Source organism: Nocardia sp. NBC_00508, from assembly GCF_036346875.1.
Lineage (GTDB): Bacteria > Actinomycetota > Actinomycetes > Mycobacteriales > Mycobacteriaceae > Nocardia.
Genome location: NZ_CP107852.1, coordinates 4,472,764 through 4,487,763 on the forward strand (window position 1 = coordinate 4,472,764; position 15,000 = coordinate 4,487,763).

Consider the following 15,000-nt stretch of genomic DNA (forward strand, 5'->3'; position numbering starts at 1 on the left):
CGTGCCCTTCATCGGGGGGTTCGTTTCGGTGCGTCGGATAGACTCGAACGGAATCGGCGGCGATCTTCCGCCATCTTTTTGACGAGGTTGGAGGTGGTTTCATGGCTATGCCAATTCCTCGTGCCGACAGCTGGACGGCTGCCGACCTCGACCACATGCCCGAAGACGGATTGCGTTACGAGGTGTTGAATGGTCAGCTCGTCGTGAATGCCGCGCCGAAGCCTCGGCATCAGTTGCTGATCAGATGGCTGGGGCGTGCCCTCGACGCGGTGTTGCCGCCAGATCGTCTGGTGCTGGAAGGCGTCGGGGTGCTGATCGGTGACGACGAGCCGATTCCCGATCTCATGGTGGTGGCCGATTCGATCGAATTGGATGCCAGGGGAGTTCCTGCTCATCAGGTAGAACTCGTGGTAGAGGTGGTGTCCAAATCTACGACGTTGCAAGACCGCATGGTCAAACCTGTGGTCTATGCAGAGGCGGGTATTCCGAACTACTGGCGGTTCGAGCCCAATCCGTTCAAAGGGCAGCTGCCGGGCGAATCTCTTCCCGTTCTGTTCGCACACGAACTCGGGGGCGACCGCACCTACGAGCTGACGCACAGGGTGCCCGCTGGTAATGCGGTCACCCTGCGCAGTCCTTTCGAATTCACCATCGATCCCGGATCGCTGTTGCCCTGATTGCTGTGAACAGGTTTCGCTGACACACCTCAGAGCGGGACGGCGTGTTCCTCGGCGAAGACCTTGCGGCAGACCGGGGCGCAGAAGGCGTAGTCGGTGCCGTCGTGGGTGAGGGTGAAGCGGGCGGTGGACAGTTCGACGGTCATGCCGCAGATCGGGTCGATGGCGTGGCCCTCGGGGGCGTCGGGGTGGTCGCCGGTGGCGCGGTAGTCCGCGGTCATCAGCTTGGTGATCTCGGTGATGGTGAGCGTCCGGCCGAAGGCGCCGAGGTTGTGTTCGCGCAGGCCGACGATCTGCACTACGCAGTGTGGGTCGCGGGTCAGTCGGTGCTGGTCGGTTTCGGTCTCGGCGATGGCCTTGGTGATCAAGGGGATCACGTGGTCGCCGAAATCGCCGTTGTTGGCCCATGCTCCGGGGACGGTCAGTCGCACCAGATAGCGCGGCGCGCTGACCTGGTCCGGTCCGCCGGTCGCCCAAGCGTCGGGGACGCGCACCAGAACATGGGTCAGCTCACGGGCTTTCGCCAGCACCGATTCCGGGGCGCCGGGTTCGGTGGTCAGATCGCGCAGAATGCGTTCGGCGAGGGCTCTTTTGTGGTCGGCGGTCAGCGTGTGGTCGGAGACGAACAATTCGACGGTCATCATGGGCGTGCTTCTTTCGTGCGGATCAGGGTGGTCAGCACGACGAGCAGGAAAGCCACCACGGCGCAGGCGGTGCGCGTGAAGTGGAATGCCTCCCAGCGGCTGAGGATTTCGGCGTAGTCGGCAGGTGGGCCGCTGACGGCCCACACCTTGATGTCCTGGTTGATCGGGACGTTCCCCAGGCGGGTGATCAGGAACGCCGCGACCGCGAGCACGGCCGCGCCGGCCGCGAGCAGGCGTGGCCGTCCGGTGGTGCGGACGGCGAGCATCAGCGTGCTGAGGATGGTCAGACCCATCAGCGATTGCATGACCAGGCCGTTCACGCTCATGAGTGCCGTGTGGAAGGTGAAGCGCACCTCCAGCGGCACCCGGCGGAAGGCGTACAGGACGTTGACCGCGCCATACCCGAATGCACCGGCAAGCAGTCCACCGAAGAGCAACGCGAATCCCCGTGCCAGAAGTGGCCTTTCGACGATACTCACGCGCGGCGCTCCACCATCGGTGCGAGCGCCAGCAATTCGTCTACCGACCATTGGTCATAGACATGTGTGCCGAGCTTCGCGGCGAGGACACGTCCGTCGGGACCGATCAGGAAGTCGGCGGGCAATCCGAGGCTTCCGCCCTCGGGCTTGGTGGGCGGGGCGGCCTGCCTGCCGCGAAGCGCCGCCCACGCAGCGTGGGCCACGCCGCGCAAGATTGCGGGCCAGCCGCGCGGGTCGAGCAGCGCGCGGGGCGAGGTCTCGACGCCGAACTCGCGGTAAAGCTTGCGGCTCGGATCGGCCATCACATCGAGCGGCAGCTCGGCGGTGTATTTGCGCAATTCCTCGGCGCTGGAATGGAAGACGACCACCTCGCGGATGTTCGCCGCAGCGATCTCCTGCCCGCGGGCGACGATCGAGCGTAGGTGCAAGTTGCACACCGGGCATCCGGCGAATCGGCGGAATTGCAGGTGGATCAGGCAATCCGGGTCCGGTACCTGGACGTGCGCGCCGGAGACGGTGACCAGAGTTCGGTCGGGGACTGCGGTCGGTAGCGACATCGAAGCTCCTCTCGTAGGTGTACCTCGTACGCCTACGACCAGTATGCGCGTAGCTTGTACGCTGTCAACCCGTGCCCCGTCCTCGCTCGCTGACCACCGCCGATCTCGCCTCGGCGGCCCTGGCCGTGCTCGACCGCGACGGCTTGCCCGCGCTCACCATGCGCGCGGTGGCCAAGGAACTCGGCGTGGCCACCATGGCGCTGTACCGCTACGTCCGCGACCGCGACGAACTCGAGGTGCTGGTAGTGGATCAGGTGTTCGCCTCCATCGACACGACGCTGCCCGCCGGAATCGACTGGAAGGAACGCGCGACGCTGCTGCTCGAACACATCCGAGCCGGATTCGCCGCCCATCCGGCGGCCGTGCCGCTGGTGCTGCGGCATCGGCAGTCCTCGGTCGAATCACTGCGCGTGATGGAAGCGATGCTCGCTGTGCTCACCGAGGGTGGTTTCACCGGACGCGCACGCGTGATCGCCCAGCGCACGCTGGTCGCCTTCTTGATCGGCTACTTGCAGAACCAGCACCACGCACCGCTGCCCGGGCGGGGGACTATCGCGATGGCCGAGCTGTCGCCTGAGGATTATCCGCATCTGGCGCAGACCGCGGGCCGGGCCAAGGGCATGTCGGCCGACGACGAGTTCCGCGGCGGTGTCGAGATCGTGCTGCGTGGCCTGAGACGGTGAGCGCTGCGCGGACCTCAACCGAAAAGCGCTGCGACGTCCACGCTTTCGGCCATCGCGCGAGCGCCCGCGTCATTGAGGTGCATGCCATCCCCGCTGTCGAATCCGGGGCGAATGAAATCGGCTCGCTCCGGGTCTTCGACCGCGCGCGCCACGTCGAACACCGAGTCGAAAACGTCGGAGCGACGTAGCCATTCGTTCACGCGACGCCGGGTCGGCAGCGTCTCGGCGACGGTAACCCCCTCGTAAATGCAGCCGGCGAAAGGCCCGATCGTCGCGGCGTGAATGGTGAGACCGGCCGCGTGGGCGCGGTGCGCGAGCGCGTTGAAGCCCGCGATCAGTTCGTCGGCTGTAGCGGGCGGCTGGTCCGCCAGGCCGCCGAGGATGAGGTCGTTGATGCCGAAGTTCACCAGGACGCTCGTGACGCCCGGTACGGTGAGCGCGTCGCGATCGAAGCGCTCCAGGCCCGGATCGCCGATCTCCCTGGTCAGCAGCCGATTTCCCGAGATGCCCTGGTTGACCACCCAGCCGCGGTCCAGCCGCGCGTCGAGAAAGTCCACCGAGCGGCGATTGGCGCCGACGGTGGTGCCGGCGCCTTCGAACCAGGAATCGCCGAAGGCGACCGCTACCGGCGTTCCCGCGGGCGCGAGCACGTCGACGCCGACGACGTAGAATCGTGCGGGCACCTCCTCGGCGGTGGCAAGTACGGCGTCCGATGCGACGTTTCCGGCTGCGACGTAGGCGATTTCGCCGGGCTCCTGGGAGAAGGTCGCGAGACCTGTCGGGCCGGGCAGGTACAGGCTCAACGCCAGCTCCGCGCCCGCCGACGCGGTGAATTCGACCGGATCGCTGACGACCTCGCCACCCGGCGGGACGACCACTCGCTCGGCGTCGTCGAAGCGCAGCGCGGTGTCCGTCTCGGCGACGATCTCGCTGCCTGTCTTGCGCATCGCCACCCGGGCCGCGTCGATGACCAGCGGAGTCTTCCCGTAGCGGTTGGTCAGCCTGATCCGCAACTGCGCACCGCCGCCCGCCAAGCGCAGCACTTGTCGCACGGTCTGGTCGGTGAACGCGCGCGACTCCGCGAGTTTGATCTGCTCGTCCGGACTGATCACCCCGGAGCGGAAACCGGCGATCCAGGCGTTCGGCGACATGGGAACCTCCATTAGTTGCTGCGAGGAATAATGCGTACGCATATTTCTATGACGATTTGTTCCTCGTGTCAACTATCCTCGCGTCAAACATTCCGAGTAGTCTGCCCGGCATGGACGCGATCGAACTGTTCGAGGATCCACGCCTGACCACCATGGGCCTGCTGTTCGAGGCGCACGCCGGAGTGGTGGCCAAGCTGGAACCGGTCTGGAAGGCACACCGGTTGTCCGGGTTGGACTTGAACGCGCTGATGCGGTTGAGCCGTTCGCCGGGGCGGCGGTTGCGCATGTCGGCGCTGGCGGTGCAGACCTCACTGTCCACCAGTGGCGTCACCCGATTGGTCGATCGGCTGGCGGGTGCGGGTCTGGTCGAACGCGAGCTTGATCCAGACGACCGGCGCAGCGCCTATGCAGTGCTCACCGAGGCGGGTGCGGCACGGCTCGCGCAGGTGCTACCGGACTACCTCGCCGCCATCGATCGCTGGTTCGTCGGACTGATGACGCCCGTGCAGCTGGAGGCATTGGTCGAGGCGCTGCGGATCGTTCGTGACGTGTCCAATCCGGAGGCTACGTTCGGCGTGGGCTGAGCGTCAGTCCTCGGCCGTGGTGAGCAACCGCTCCAAGCCGTCGAGGATCAGCTCGAGGCCGAAGGAGAAATCGGCGATTCCCGTGTGCTTCCCGTCGATCACCAGCTGGGCCAGTGCGTTCATGTGGGGAAACTGGTCGGCCGGGATGCGCGGAAGGAATTCGTCTGCGGCGGAGGCGTACTCGGACGGCTCCAGCGGGAAGTTCAACTCCTGCAAGGTGAAACCGTAAAGGTGGCTGTCCAGCGCGTTCCACGCGCGATCGGCCTGTGGTAGGGAGAATCCCGCCGCGAGCAGGCACCCCACCGTGGCATCGACGTAGCGCAGCATGGCGGGGCCGACATTGATCCTGGTACCGATCAGGCCGGTTGCCCAGGGATGACGCAGCAGCACCTCGTGAGCGGAGGCCGCCCTGGCGCGCAGGGCGGCCCTCCAGTCGCCGCCGATCTCGGGCAGCGCCATCTCCGCGACCACCAGATCGGCGATGCCGTCGAGCAGGTCGTCCTTGTTCGCTACGTGGTTGTACAGCGACATCGCCTCGACGCCGAGCGTCTGCGCCAACTTCCGCATGGACAGCGCGGCAAGGCCGTGCTCGTCGGCGAGCCGGACCGCGGCGCGCAACACCGCGTCCCTGGTCAATGTCGCGCGGGTCGCGCTGCTCTCGGGCATGGTTCCCAATCTTGACGTACTTACGGTGTAAGCGTACCGTCCTTGGTGACGTACTTACGCTGTAAGTATCCTGCGAAGACGAGGATCGCCATGTCCGAGGCCGACGGCCAGCAGTCCACTATCGACAACGGCACGATGACCGCCATCGCCGCGCCGCGGTACGGCTTCAGCGAGGTCCTCCGGACGGAGGTGGTGCCGCGGCCTGTCGCGGGCGACGGCGAGGTGTTGGTCCGGGTGCGTGCGGCGGCGGTATGCAGTGGCGACGTGCATCTTCTCACCGGCAAGCCCTACGCCATCCGGCTCGGCTTCGGCCTGCGACGGCCCAAATACCGGATCATCGGGCACGATCTCGCCGGTGACGTGGTGGCCATCGGTGCCGGTGCCACCGGGTTCGCCTGTGGGGAAGTGGTTTTCGGTGCGGTCGATTCGGGGGCATTCGCCGAATACGTCAGCGTGCCCGTTGAACGACTTGCGCACAGTCCCGTCGGTCTGACCGTGGAAGAGGCTGCGGCCCTGCCGGATTCGGGGATGACCGCGCTCCAAGGGCTGCGCGACGTCGGCGGATTGCGTGCCGGGCAGACGGTGCTGATCAATGGCGCCTCGGGTGGTGTCGGCACCAGCGCGGTGCAGATCGCGAAAGCGCTCGGTGCGGAGGTGACGGCCGTGTGCAGCACACGTCATGTCGAGACGCTGCGCTCGCTCGGGGCCGACCGGGTGATCGACTACACCACCGCGGATTTCACCCGTGACGAGCACCGCTACGACGTGCTGCTCGATTTGGTGGGGAATCGTTCGCTGACCGCCTGCAGGCGGGTGCTCGCCCCGAAAGGAGTCCTCGTCTCGTCGGCGGGCGCGCCCGGAGGAAATTGGTTCGGGCCTGTGGTGTGGGTCGCCAAGGTGGTGCTGACCGGCCTGGTGGTCAGCCAGACGATGCGTCCGCTGTTGATGCGCCCACGGCAGGCGGACCTGGAGTTCCTGGCCGGACTGGCCGTGGACGGAAAACTGCACCCGGTGATCGAGCGGCGCTACCCGCTCGCCGAGGCGGCCGCGGCGGTGGGCCACGTCCTCGAGGGACACGCTCAGGGCAAGACGGTAATCGTTGTGTGAACCCGCCGTCGCCGCCGTTTCGGCCTGAACGGGTCAGTCGACCGCCACGCCGAGGCGTGCCGCGAGCGTGCGGATGTGCGCGACGAGTTCTGGGGGTTCGTGCACCCGGAACGGGAAGCCGAAGGTGGCGACATAGATCGCCAGCTCGTCGAGCGAGTTGGCTCCGGTTCGGAGCAAACAGCTTTCGGTGTCCAGCGCCTCGATCACCCCGACGGTCGGGGCGATGCGTTCGGCGGCGACTTCGGCGGGGACGCCCAGGGTGATCCGGGCGGTATAGCGGTACGGCGCGGTGGTGACGCCGCGCGAGAGATACCCGGACAGGTCGGTGTCGGGCGCCTCGCGTGGTGTGAAGCGTGGGCCCGTCGGCATGCGGGGATGCATGCGGTCGACGCGATAGGTGCGCCAGTCGTCGCGGTCGATGTCCCAGCCGATGAGGTACCAGCGACGGCCGGTGTGGGCCAGCCGATGCGGCTCGGTGGTGCGCAGCGACGCGACGCCGTCGTGACCGCGGTAGTCGAAGCGCAGGCGGTGGCTGTCGCGGATGGCGCCCGCCACGGTGGTGAGGGTATCGGGGTCGACGGTGGGGCCGCCCGAGGGCACCGTGACCGTCGCCGCTTGGAGCATGCCGACGCGGTAGCGCAGCCGCGACGGCAGCACCTGTTCGAGCTTGGCGAGCGCCCGCAGGGAACTGTCCTCGATGCCCGCGATGGTGCCGCCCGCCGCGGTGCGCAGGCCGAGCGCCACGGCCACCGCCTCGTCGTCGTCCAGCAGCAGCGGCGGCAACTTCGCGCCCGCGCCGAGTCGGTACCCGGCCACGCCTGGTGTCGCATCCACCGGATAACCCAGGGTGCGCAGTTTGTCGATGTCGCGGCGGACGGTGCGCACGTCCACATCGAGCCGTTCGGCCAGTTCGGTGCCGGTCCAGTCGCGCGGCGTCTGCAAGAGGGTCAGCAGGCGAAGCAGTCGTGCCGAGGTTTCCAACATAGGAAGAGTTTGCCCGATTGCTAGGGCGGAAGCTGTCCTAGGTAGGTCATATCGTCGATGTCATGAGCAACGACATCCACCCGTTCCGCATCGACATTCCGCAGCAGCAGCTCGATGATCTGCGCTCCCGCCTCGACGCCACCCGCTGGCCCACCCCGCTGCCGGGTGACGGCTGGGACACCGGGACGCCGACCGCCTGGTTGCGCGAGCTGGCCGAATACTGGCGCACCGAATACGACTGGCGCGCAGCCGAAAAGCAGCTCAACGCCTACCCGCAGTACACGACCGACATCGATGGCCAGACCATCCACTTCCTGCACGTCCGCTCGCCCGAGGCCGACGCGCTGCCCCTACTGATGACGCACGGCTGGCCGGGCTCGGTCGTCGAATTCCTCGACCTGATCGGCCCGTTGACCGATCCGCGGGCGCACGGCGGTGATCCGGCCGACGCCTTCCATCTGGTCATCCCCTCGCTGCCCGGGTTCGGGTTCTCCGGACCGGTCGCCGAGACGGGCTGGACCATCGATCGAATCGCCGCGGCGTGGGACGAACTCATGCGCAGGCTGGGATATGAGCACTATGGCGTGCAGGGCGGTGACATCGGAGCGGCGGTGAGCCCGCAGGTCGGCCGCACGGCGCCGAGCCGGGTCGCCGGAGTGCACGTCAATGGCGGGCCCGGTCCCTTCCCGCCGCTGCCGCTCGCGGAGGAGGAGCTGGCGAGCCTGACCGACCTGGAACGCGATCGCATCGGGCGGATCGAGGCGTTCATGCAGGAGGAGTTCGGCTACATCGCCATCCAGTCCACCCGGCCGCAGACCCTCGCCTACGGGTTGGTGGATTCCCCGGTGGGACAGCTCGCCTGGATCATGGACAAGTTCCGGGAATGGACGCATCCCCGTGGTGTCGACCCGGACAAGATCATCGACCGGGATCGCTTGCTGACCAACGTGATGCTGTACTGGCTCACCGGAACCGCCGGGTCGGCGGCCTATGTCGGCTACGCCCAGGACACGCCGTGGGGCGAACCCGAGCAGAATTCCGGCGTGCCCACGGCGGCTCTGGTCTTCGCCCACGACATCGGCATCCGCCGCTACGCCGAGACCGAGAACACCATCACGCGCTGGAACGACGTCGACCGTGGCGGTCACTTCGCCGCCATGGAGGAACCCGCCCTGCTCACCGCGGACATTCGCGAGTTCTTCCGCGACCTGCGCTGAAAACCGGACTCGGTGGGCCTGTTCCGGCACGTCGCCGCGGAACAGGCCCACAATCGGAAAGCAGGACTGTGGGCTGTCAGGAGCGACCGCCATGTGCGAACCGATACCTCTTTCCCAGGACCATCGCGAGGATTTCTGGCGACGCTGCGGGTGGTCACCCGAGCTGTCCGACCGGGAACGCGACGAGATCGAGAGCGCCTGGGACGACGAATCGATCATCGCGGCCGAGCTTTTCGGTTGGTGACCGGAACAATCGGTTGGATCGTGAGCTCGCCCGCCGACCGCCAGGAGTTGCGTTCGGCGGCGAAGGCCTCTGCTTGCCTCGTGCGGAAGAGTTCGATGGATTCGGCCTTATCGGCGAGGAACGTTCGGTAGTCCGCCAGGCGGAACTCGCCGTCCTCGGCCCGCACCTGGACGTTGCCCGCGGCGAAGTCGGCGCGCAGGTCGAGGAGTTCTTCCGCCTCGACCGGATACCAGCGGATGCGATCGAAATACCGCAGCAGCCATGGTGTTTCAGCATCGGTGGCGGCGCGATCGGCTCCGGGCCGCAGCACGGACGTCGTCGTAGCGCGGTGATTCCACACCTGGGTGGTGCGGCCGACGAATTGATAGCCGCCCGGCCCTTCCATGCCGTAGACACACAGGTAGGCGCCGCCGATGCCGACCGCGTTCTCCGGCGTCCAGGTGCGGGCGGGGTTGTACTTCGTGGTGACCAACCGGTGCCGGGGATCGGTGGGGGTGGCGACCGGCGCGCCGAGGTAGACGTCGCCGAGTCCGAGCACCAGGTACTCGGCCCCGAACACGGTGTCGTACACGTCGTAGACCGTGTCCAAGCCGTTCATGCGACGAATGAACTCGATGTTCCACGGACACCACGGCGCGTCGGCGCGTACACCGTGCATATAGCGGATGATGGCCTCGCGCGTGGACGGGTCGTCCCAGGACAGCGGCAGGTGGACGACGCGGCTGGGCACCACGAGCCGGGCGGGCGGGGGGAGTTGTGTTTCGGCCTCGGCGAGCAGGTCGAGCAGCGCGGGCACCGGCAGGACGTGACGATCGACCCGGATCTGCAACGAGCGGATCCCCGGGGTCAGCTCGCTCACGCCCCGCACGCGAGCCGCCAGCAGGTGCTGGTGCAGGGCATGCACGCGGGCGCGCAGGCCGAGATCCAATGTCATAGCGCCGTACTCGACCAGCACTCCGTCGTCGCCCGCGCGGCGGTAGGTCACCGCGGTCTCGTCGTCCACGTCGGCGCGGCGCAGCACGCCGTCGTCACCGTCACCGCCCGCCGAGAGCACCGTCGGCCACGCGGCGCGGCGCGCGAGCCCCAACTCGCGGATCGAGGCGGCGCGGTCGCTGCGGACGAGCACGAAACGCACGGTGTCGCCGGGGGACAGCTGGCCGAGCTTCCAGCGGTCGGCCGCCACGACGGTGACCGGGCAGACGAAACCGCCCAGGCTCGGTCCGTCGGGGCCGAGCAGGATGGGAGTGTCGCCGGTGAAGTCCAGCGCGCCTACGGAATACGGCGTGTCGTGGATATTGGACGGGTGCAGTCCCGCTTCGCCGCCGTCGGCGCGGGCCCATTCCGGCTTCGGACCGATCAGTCGGACGCCGGTGCGATCGGAGTTGAAGTGCACCTCGTAATCGGTCCCGACGACGGTATCGAAGTCGTCGCGGGTGAAGAATTCCGGTGCGCCGTGCGGGCCTTCGGTGACCGCAAGCTCCCAGCGCCGGGTCAGCACGGGCTGTTCCTCCATCGAAACGGCCACCACGACCCGGCCGTGGTGGGTGCCAAGCGGAAGCGATTCACCGGCGCGCAGCGCCCCGCCGGTGCTGCCGCCGAACCGGCCGAGCGTGAACGTGGCGGCGCTGCCGAGGTATTCGGGCAACTGGATGCCGCCCGCGATCAGCAGGTAGCAGCGCATGCCCGGCCCGCGCACGGCACCAACGTCCAGCATGCCGCCCGCGGGCACCCGCACCGTGCGCCACTGTGGCACACGGACGCCGTCCACCGTCACGTCGGCCGGTGCGCCGGTGACGCAGATCCAGGTCGGCGCGGTGAACCGGAGCGCGGGACCGCCGAGGGTGCATTCCAGACCCGCGGCGCCCTCGTCGTTGCCGAGCGCTCGATTGCCCAGCCGGAACGACAGGTCGTCCATCGGTCCCGATGGCGGGACGCCGATGTGCCAGTACCCGGTCCGGCCGGGCCAGTCCTGCACGGTGGTCAGCATGCCGGGGCGGAGGACCTCCATCGTGTTCGGTTCCGCTGCGCCGGGGTGCGTTCCGGCGCCCGCCGATAGTTGGGCGACGGTCATCGCGACACCACCATGCGCACGGGTGTCGGGTCGAACCCATTGCACGGGTTGTTGATCTGTGGGCAGTTGGAAACCAGTACCAGCGTGTCGATCTCGGCGCGCAGAGTGACCTGCTTGCCGGGTGCGGACCGGCCGTCCACGATCCCCAACGTGCCGTCCGCCTCGACCGGAACGTTCATGAACCAGTTGATGTTCGACACCAGATCGCGTTTGCCGAGCCCCCAGCGCAACCCTTCCGCGAGAAAGTTCTCCACACAGGCGTGCTGGTGGCGGGTGTGGTGGCCGTAGCGCAGTGTGTTGGACTCCTGCGAGCAGGCGCCCGCGATGGTGTCATGGTTGCCGACCTCGTCGGCCACGACGGTCATCAGCGCCGTTCCCGCGTCGGTGCGCAGCACACTTCCGGTGGTGAGGAAGATGTTGCGCTGCGCGGTGACCGTGGCCTGCGCGCTGTAGCGCTCGGTGTAGTCGGCGGCCGAGTACAGCAGGCAGTCCACCGCCTGGTTGCCATGCAGATCGATGATCGACAAGTGGTCGCCCGCACGGACTACGGCAGACCACGGAGAGCGGGCCGGGACGGTTTCGTCGAGCACGACGGTGCGAGCCGTGGTCATGCGGTTGCCTCCAGAGTCAGTGCGGCCGTCCAAGCCTGTTCGGTGTTCTGCACGGCCCGCTGGTACTCCGGGTCGTCGTTGGCCGCCGCGGCGAGATCTTCCGGGGCGGCCCACGCGACGACATCGAGATCCGTCGCGGGCCGTTCGTCGAGCGGGTGCGCGGAGTTGGCGACGAGCACGGTGACCGGGAGGTGCACGAGCAGATCCACCGAGGCGCCCGGGGCGGCGCTGCCGGTGGCGGTGAGCGTTCCGTCCGGCTCGACCCGGATGCCACGGAAGAACGAGACCGTCGGCCCGATATCGCGTGGTTCGAGTCCTTGTTTGGCGCCGGCCAGGCGCAATTGTGCGCGGGCTCGGTCGGTCGGCCCGCAGAGCGCGTCGTGGTGGCCGGAGGTGTCGGCGAGCACGGTCGCCAGGATGCGTCCCTGGTCCGACAGCAGCGGGTGGCCGCCGCCCAGGTACGCCTGCCACGGCACCTTGACCGTGTCGGCGACGTTCAGGCGCTCCCACGGCGCGTCGGTGCGCAGCAGCAGGACATGCGCGCAGGCCGCGCCCGCCGGATCGGAGAGCCGGATGCGGGTGCCGCGGCCGAGCACGACGTTCGCGTAACCGTGCGCCGGAATACGCTGGTCAAAGGTGACTTTCGAGGACGGAACGGTCGAGGGCAGGTCGGGCGCTGCGATGGTCGCCGCCGTGGCTTGCGAGCGTGCGTGCGCCCGTGCGCCGGACGTGTCCGCGGTGCTTGTCACGGTTCTTTCCTTTCGTGCGCTGGTTGTGGTGGTTTCGTGGCCGATCGGGGGGCGATCACGTCTGGCGTCACAGCGCGGGCGCTATTCCTGTGGTCGACCCGGGTGCGGTGTTGCCAGGCATGCTCATCACCGCACCCGGTGTATCAGGCGGGTTGTGGTGCGGGCTCGGGGCTTTGGACACGGCGGCCGGCGCTGAGCACGGTGGTATGCACCAGCACACCCATTCCCAGCACTAGAAGCACGAAAAGTGGTGCGGCCCAGAGCATCCACCAGCCGCCGCCGTCCGGGGTGTAGACCTCCGGGCGCGGCCAGGCCAGGTTCACCACCATGGCGATGCCCCAGACCACGGCGAGCGCGTTGATCGGAATACCGAAGCGGCCCAGGCTGAACAGGCGCGCGTCGGTGCCCGGGTCGGGTAGCCCGGCGAACCGCCGCACCAGCAGCGGCACCGTCACCAGCAGATACGCCAGGTACAGCGTGACGATGCAGACGCTGGCCAGTGTCGCGAAGATGGCGGCGTTGCCGAGGTTCAGCAGCAGCAGGCCGATGCCGAGCACCCCGATGACGACGGCGGGCAGCGCCGGTGTGCCGTAGCGTGGATGCACCGCGGCCAGCCTGCGCGCGAACGGCAGTTTCCCGTCCCGTGCCATGGAGAACATCAGCCGCGAGCCCGCGGTCTGAATCGCCAATGTGCACACGGTGACCGCGACCGCGACGCAGCCCAGCAAGACCTTGCCCGCCGGGCTGTCCAGCTTGGTGGTGAGCACGTAGGCCAAGCCGTCGGTGGCCAGCGCGCCGTCGGACAGGCTCGGCGCGGCCATCAGCGCGCCAAGCAGCATCAGGCCGCCACCCAGCGCCGAAACCGACAACGCGGTGAGAATGGTGCGCGGTGCGACGCGGCGCGGGTTCTTCGTCTCCTCGGAAAGCTCACCCGCGGAATCGAATCCGACCATCACGTAGGCGGCCATCAGCCCCGAGACCAGGAACGCAGCCCAGTAGGGACCTGGCGCGGCCTGATCGGTGTGCAGCACCACGCCGGGGCCGCGCTCGGTGCTGGTGAAGAACAGCGCGATGATCGCCAGGACGCCGACGATCTCGACGGTGACGCCGATCGAGTTGATCCGCGCCATCAGGTCGATGCCGATCACGTTGATCACTGTGGTGAGCACGAGCAAGATGCTGCCGAGCACCACGGCGTTGGTCGCGCCGGACGGGGAAGTGAGCGCGGTGTCCGTGCCGACGAGCTGAAATCCGCTCCAGATCGAGGGGAGCACCACCTGTAGCGCGATCGCGGCCGCGGCGGCGGTGACGATCTGCGCGATGATCATCATCCAGCCCGCGAACCAGCCGACGATTTCCCCGCCGAGCCGCCGGGACCACTGGTAGATGCAGCCCGAAATCGGGTAGCGCGCGGCCAGTTCGGCGAAGTTCAGCGCGACGAGGAACTGTCCGGCGAAGACGATCGGCCAGGTCCAGAAGAAGGCGGCTCCGCCGAACGAATAGCCGAAGCCGAAGAACTGGAAGATGGTGGTGAGGATGGAGACGAACGAGAAGCCCGCCGCGAACGAAGCGTAGCGGCCGAGCTTTCGGTGCAAGACGGGCTGGTAGCCGAACTTGGCGAGGTCGGCGCTGTCGCCGCTGAGGTCGGAGGGCGGGGTCGGGGCGAGGGTGGTGGCCATGGGCGGTCCTTCGGCGTGCGGCCAATAACTATCAGACGACAGTTTTATGGTCGCGGTCGCGCTTTCGGTGACCTCCGTGTATCACTTCTGACACCCGCGGTAACTTCTGCGTTGCCGGTATTTCTATCAAGTGACAGAAAATGCACCGTGGTCCGTTGACAAACCGACCGGACGGCTACCACGCCGAAGTGCCTCTGCGGCTCCCTGCCAGAATGGCGGCGTGACGAACGTCGGTCCCGGCCGTCCGCGCGTCGCCCAGCGACGACGACGCGGGCAGACGCCGCGTGCCGAAATCCTGGACGCCGCAGGCGAACTGTTCACCACCAACGGCTACGCCAACACCTCCACCCGTGCCGTCGCCGACGCCGTCGGCATCCGGCAGGCCTCGCTGTATCACCACTTCGCGGCCAAAGACGACATCCTCGACGCGTTGCTCGCCGAAACCATCGCGATGCCGATCGAGCTGGCTGGACGCCTGCGCGAGGTACCCGACCCAGTGCAGGTCCGGCTGTACGCGCTGGCGCTGTTCGACGTGCGGCAGCTGTGCGCGTCGCGCTGGAACCTGGGGGCGCTGTACCTGCTGCCGGAGCTGCGCACCGAGCGGTTCGCCGCGTTCCGTCTGCGCCGCGACGAATTACGGAGGCACTACGAGACATTGGCCGCGCAGGTGCTGGCCGAAGGCGGGGCGGTGAGCACGCCGGGCGCGGAGCTGTTGCCGTTCCGGTTGGTGGAGACCGTGATCAGCATCCGTTCCGACGAGGGCGCCGCGCCCACCTACGCAGAGCAGACCATCCCGGGTGCTGTGCTGCGCACGCTCTGCTGGCCCGGCGACCTCGACACGATCCGGGCCGAGGCGGCCGACCTGCTGGATCGCCTGGCGCTGCCCACCGCCTGAGG

17 protein-coding genes are annotated in these 15,000 nt (G+C 67.8%); 7 read left to right on the forward strand and 10 right to left on the reverse strand.

Annotation, left to right across the window (positions count from 1 at the left end; genetic code table 11):
- The first annotated feature begins 155 nt into the window (after positions 1-155).
- The gene (locus tag OHA40_RS19700) at positions 156-677 is read left to right on the forward strand and encodes a Uma2 family endonuclease (RefSeq protein WP_330228377.1); all 522 of its coding nucleotides are present in this window, start codon (positions 156-158) and stop codon (positions 675-677) included.
- A 29-nt stretch (positions 678-706) separates the two neighbouring features.
- Here the strand turns inward: OHA40_RS19700 and OHA40_RS19705 are convergent, their stop codons facing one another.
- The 3 genes from OHA40_RS19705 to OHA40_RS19715 are packed head-to-tail and all read right to left on the reverse strand — an operon-like array spanning position 707 to position 2,357.
- Positions 707-1,321 (reverse strand): ATPase, encoded by a 615-nt coding sequence (locus tag OHA40_RS19705; RefSeq protein WP_330228378.1) that lies wholly within the window; start codon positions 1,319-1,321, stop codon positions 707-709.
- Positions 1,318-1,800: a DUF1772 domain-containing protein gene (locus tag OHA40_RS19710; RefSeq protein ID WP_330228379.1), complete on the reverse strand. Its 483-nt coding sequence runs from the start codon at positions 1,798-1,800 to the stop codon at positions 1,318-1,320. Before OHA40_RS19710 ends, OHA40_RS19705 begins: the two co-directional genes overlap by 4 nt.
- Positions 1,797-2,357 (reverse strand): peroxiredoxin-like family protein, encoded by a 561-nt coding sequence (locus OHA40_RS19715; RefSeq protein WP_330228380.1) that lies wholly within the window; start codon positions 2,355-2,357, stop codon positions 1,797-1,799. The genes OHA40_RS19710 and OHA40_RS19715 overlap by 4 nt, the downstream gene beginning before the upstream one ends.
- Before the next feature lie 71 nt (positions 2,358-2,428).
- On the opposite strand from OHA40_RS19715, the gene OHA40_RS19720 reads away from it, so the two are divergent.
- Entirely contained in the window at positions 2,429-3,040 is a 612-nt protein-coding gene (locus OHA40_RS19720) for a TetR/AcrR family transcriptional regulator (protein WP_330228381.1), read from the forward strand.
- A 14-nt stretch (positions 3,041-3,054) separates the two neighbouring features.
- Here OHA40_RS19720 and OHA40_RS19725 read toward each other — a convergent pair whose 3' ends face one another.
- Positions 3,055-4,191, reverse strand: coding sequence for a GDSL-type esterase/lipase family protein (locus OHA40_RS19725; protein ID WP_330228382.1), 1,137 nt, complete (start codon positions 4,189-4,191; stop codon positions 3,055-3,057).
- 110 nt (positions 4,192-4,301) lie between these two features.
- On the opposite strand from OHA40_RS19725, the gene OHA40_RS19730 reads away from it, so the two are divergent.
- Positions 4,302-4,775: a MarR family winged helix-turn-helix transcriptional regulator gene (locus OHA40_RS19730; RefSeq protein WP_330228383.1), complete on the forward strand. Its 474-nt coding sequence runs from the start codon at positions 4,302-4,304 to the stop codon at positions 4,773-4,775.
- Between the two features lie 3 nt (positions 4,776-4,778).
- On the opposite strand, the gene OHA40_RS19735 is transcribed toward OHA40_RS19730, so the two are convergent.
- Positions 4,779-5,441, reverse strand: coding sequence for a TetR/AcrR family transcriptional regulator C-terminal domain-containing protein (locus OHA40_RS19735; protein ID WP_330228384.1), 663 nt, complete (start codon positions 5,439-5,441; stop codon positions 4,779-4,781).
- Positions 5,442-5,531: 90 nt separating this feature from the next.
- Between OHA40_RS19735 and OHA40_RS19740 the strand changes: the two genes are divergently transcribed.
- The gene (locus OHA40_RS19740; RefSeq protein ID WP_330228385.1) at positions 5,532-6,548 is read left to right on the forward strand and encodes an NAD(P)-dependent alcohol dehydrogenase; all 1,017 of its coding nucleotides are present in this window, start codon (positions 5,532-5,534) and stop codon (positions 6,546-6,548) included.
- A gap of 33 nt (positions 6,549-6,581) precedes the next feature.
- Here the strand turns inward: OHA40_RS19740 and OHA40_RS19745 are convergent, their stop codons facing one another.
- Positions 6,582-7,532: a helix-turn-helix transcriptional regulator gene (locus OHA40_RS19745; RefSeq protein ID WP_330228386.1), complete on the reverse strand. Its 951-nt coding sequence runs from the start codon at positions 7,530-7,532 to the stop codon at positions 6,582-6,584.
- A gap of 62 nt (positions 7,533-7,594) precedes the next feature.
- Here OHA40_RS19745 and OHA40_RS19750 point away from each other — a divergent pair, with 62 nt between their 5' ends.
- Both OHA40_RS19750 and OHA40_RS19755 read left to right on the forward strand, forming a co-directional pair.
- A complete protein-coding gene (locus OHA40_RS19750; RefSeq protein WP_330228387.1) occupies positions 7,595-8,749 on the forward strand; it encodes an epoxide hydrolase family protein in 1,155 nt (384 codons plus the stop codon).
- A 91-nt stretch (positions 8,750-8,840) separates the two neighbouring features.
- Positions 8,841-8,993, forward strand: coding sequence for a hypothetical protein (locus OHA40_RS19755; protein WP_330228388.1), 153 nt, complete (start codon positions 8,841-8,843; stop codon positions 8,991-8,993).
- Here the strand turns inward: OHA40_RS19755 and OHA40_RS19760 are convergent.
- The 4 genes from OHA40_RS19760 to OHA40_RS19775 form a co-directional block, all read right to left on the reverse strand.
- A complete protein-coding gene (locus tag OHA40_RS19760) occupies positions 8,965-11,001 on the reverse strand; it encodes a 5-oxoprolinase/urea amidolyase family protein (RefSeq protein ID WP_330234277.1) in 2,037 nt (678 codons plus the stop codon). The genes OHA40_RS19755 and OHA40_RS19760 overlap by 29 nt on opposite strands.
- A gap of 59 nt (positions 11,002-11,060) precedes the next feature.
- On the reverse strand, positions 11,061-11,675 hold the full coding sequence (locus OHA40_RS19765; RefSeq protein ID WP_330228389.1) for an urea amidolyase associated protein UAAP2: 615 nt from the start codon (positions 11,673-11,675) through the stop codon (positions 11,061-11,063).
- The gene (locus OHA40_RS19770; protein WP_330228390.1) at positions 11,672-12,424 is read right to left on the reverse strand and encodes a DUF1989 domain-containing protein; all 753 of its coding nucleotides are present in this window, start codon (positions 12,422-12,424) and stop codon (positions 11,672-11,674) included. Before OHA40_RS19770 ends, OHA40_RS19765 begins: the two co-directional genes overlap by 4 nt.
- 143 nt (positions 12,425-12,567) lie before the next feature.
- Positions 12,568-14,103 (reverse strand): amino acid permease, encoded by a 1,536-nt coding sequence (locus OHA40_RS19775; protein ID WP_330228391.1) that lies wholly within the window; start codon positions 14,101-14,103, stop codon positions 12,568-12,570.
- Positions 14,104-14,323: 220 nt separating this feature from the next.
- Here OHA40_RS19775 and OHA40_RS19780 point away from each other — a divergent pair, with 220 nt between their 5' ends.
- Positions 14,324-14,998 (forward strand): TetR/AcrR family transcriptional regulator, encoded by a 675-nt coding sequence (locus OHA40_RS19780; protein WP_442943763.1) that lies wholly within the window; start codon positions 14,324-14,326, stop codon positions 14,996-14,998.
- The last annotated feature ends 2 nt before the right edge of the window (positions 14,999-15,000 follow it).

Coding starts and splice junctions, on each gene's coding strand:
- OHA40_RS19755 (WP_330228388.1), top strand. CDS start 8,841: ATGTGCGAACCGATACCTCTTTCCCAGGACCATCGCGAGGATTTCTGG.
- OHA40_RS19740 (WP_330228385.1), top strand. CDS start 5,532: ATGTCCGAGGCCGACGGCCAGCAGTCCACTATCGACAACGGCACGATG.
- OHA40_RS19730 (WP_330228383.1), top strand. CDS start 4,302: ATGGACGCGATCGAACTGTTCGAGGATCCACGCCTGACCACCATGGGC.
- OHA40_RS19700 (WP_330228377.1), top strand. CDS start 156: ATGCCCGAAGACGGATTGCGTTACGAGGTGTTGAATGGTCAGCTCGTC.
- OHA40_RS19705 (WP_330228378.1), bottom strand. CDS start 1,321: ATGATGACCGTCGAATTGTTCGTCTCCGACCACACGCTGACCGCCGAC.
- OHA40_RS19725 (WP_330228382.1), bottom strand. CDS start 4,191: ATGTCGCCGAACGCCTGGATCGCCGGTTTCCGCTCCGGGGTGATCAGT.
- OHA40_RS19750 (WP_330228387.1), top strand. CDS start 7,595: ATGAGCAACGACATCCACCCGTTCCGCATCGACATTCCGCAGCAGCAG.
- OHA40_RS19715 (WP_330228380.1), bottom strand. CDS start 2,357: ATGTCGCTACCGACCGCAGTCCCCGACCGAACTCTGGTCACCGTCTCC.
- OHA40_RS19735 (WP_330228384.1), bottom strand. CDS start 5,441: ATGCCCGAGAGCAGCGCGACCCGCGCGACATTGACCAGGGACGCGGTG.
- OHA40_RS19745 (WP_330228386.1), bottom strand. CDS start 7,532: ATGTTGGAAACCTCGGCACGACTGCTTCGCCTGCTGACCCTCTTGCAG.
- OHA40_RS19775 (WP_330228391.1), bottom strand. CDS start 14,103: ATGGCCACCACCCTCGCCCCGACCCCGCCCTCCGACCTCAGCGGCGAC.
- OHA40_RS19765 (WP_330228389.1), bottom strand. CDS start 11,675: ATGACCACGGCTCGCACCGTCGTGCTCGACGAAACCGTCCCGGCCCGC.
- OHA40_RS19760 (WP_330234277.1), bottom strand. CDS start 11,001: ATGGAGGTCCTCCGCCCCGGCATGCTGACCACCGTGCAGGACTGGCCC.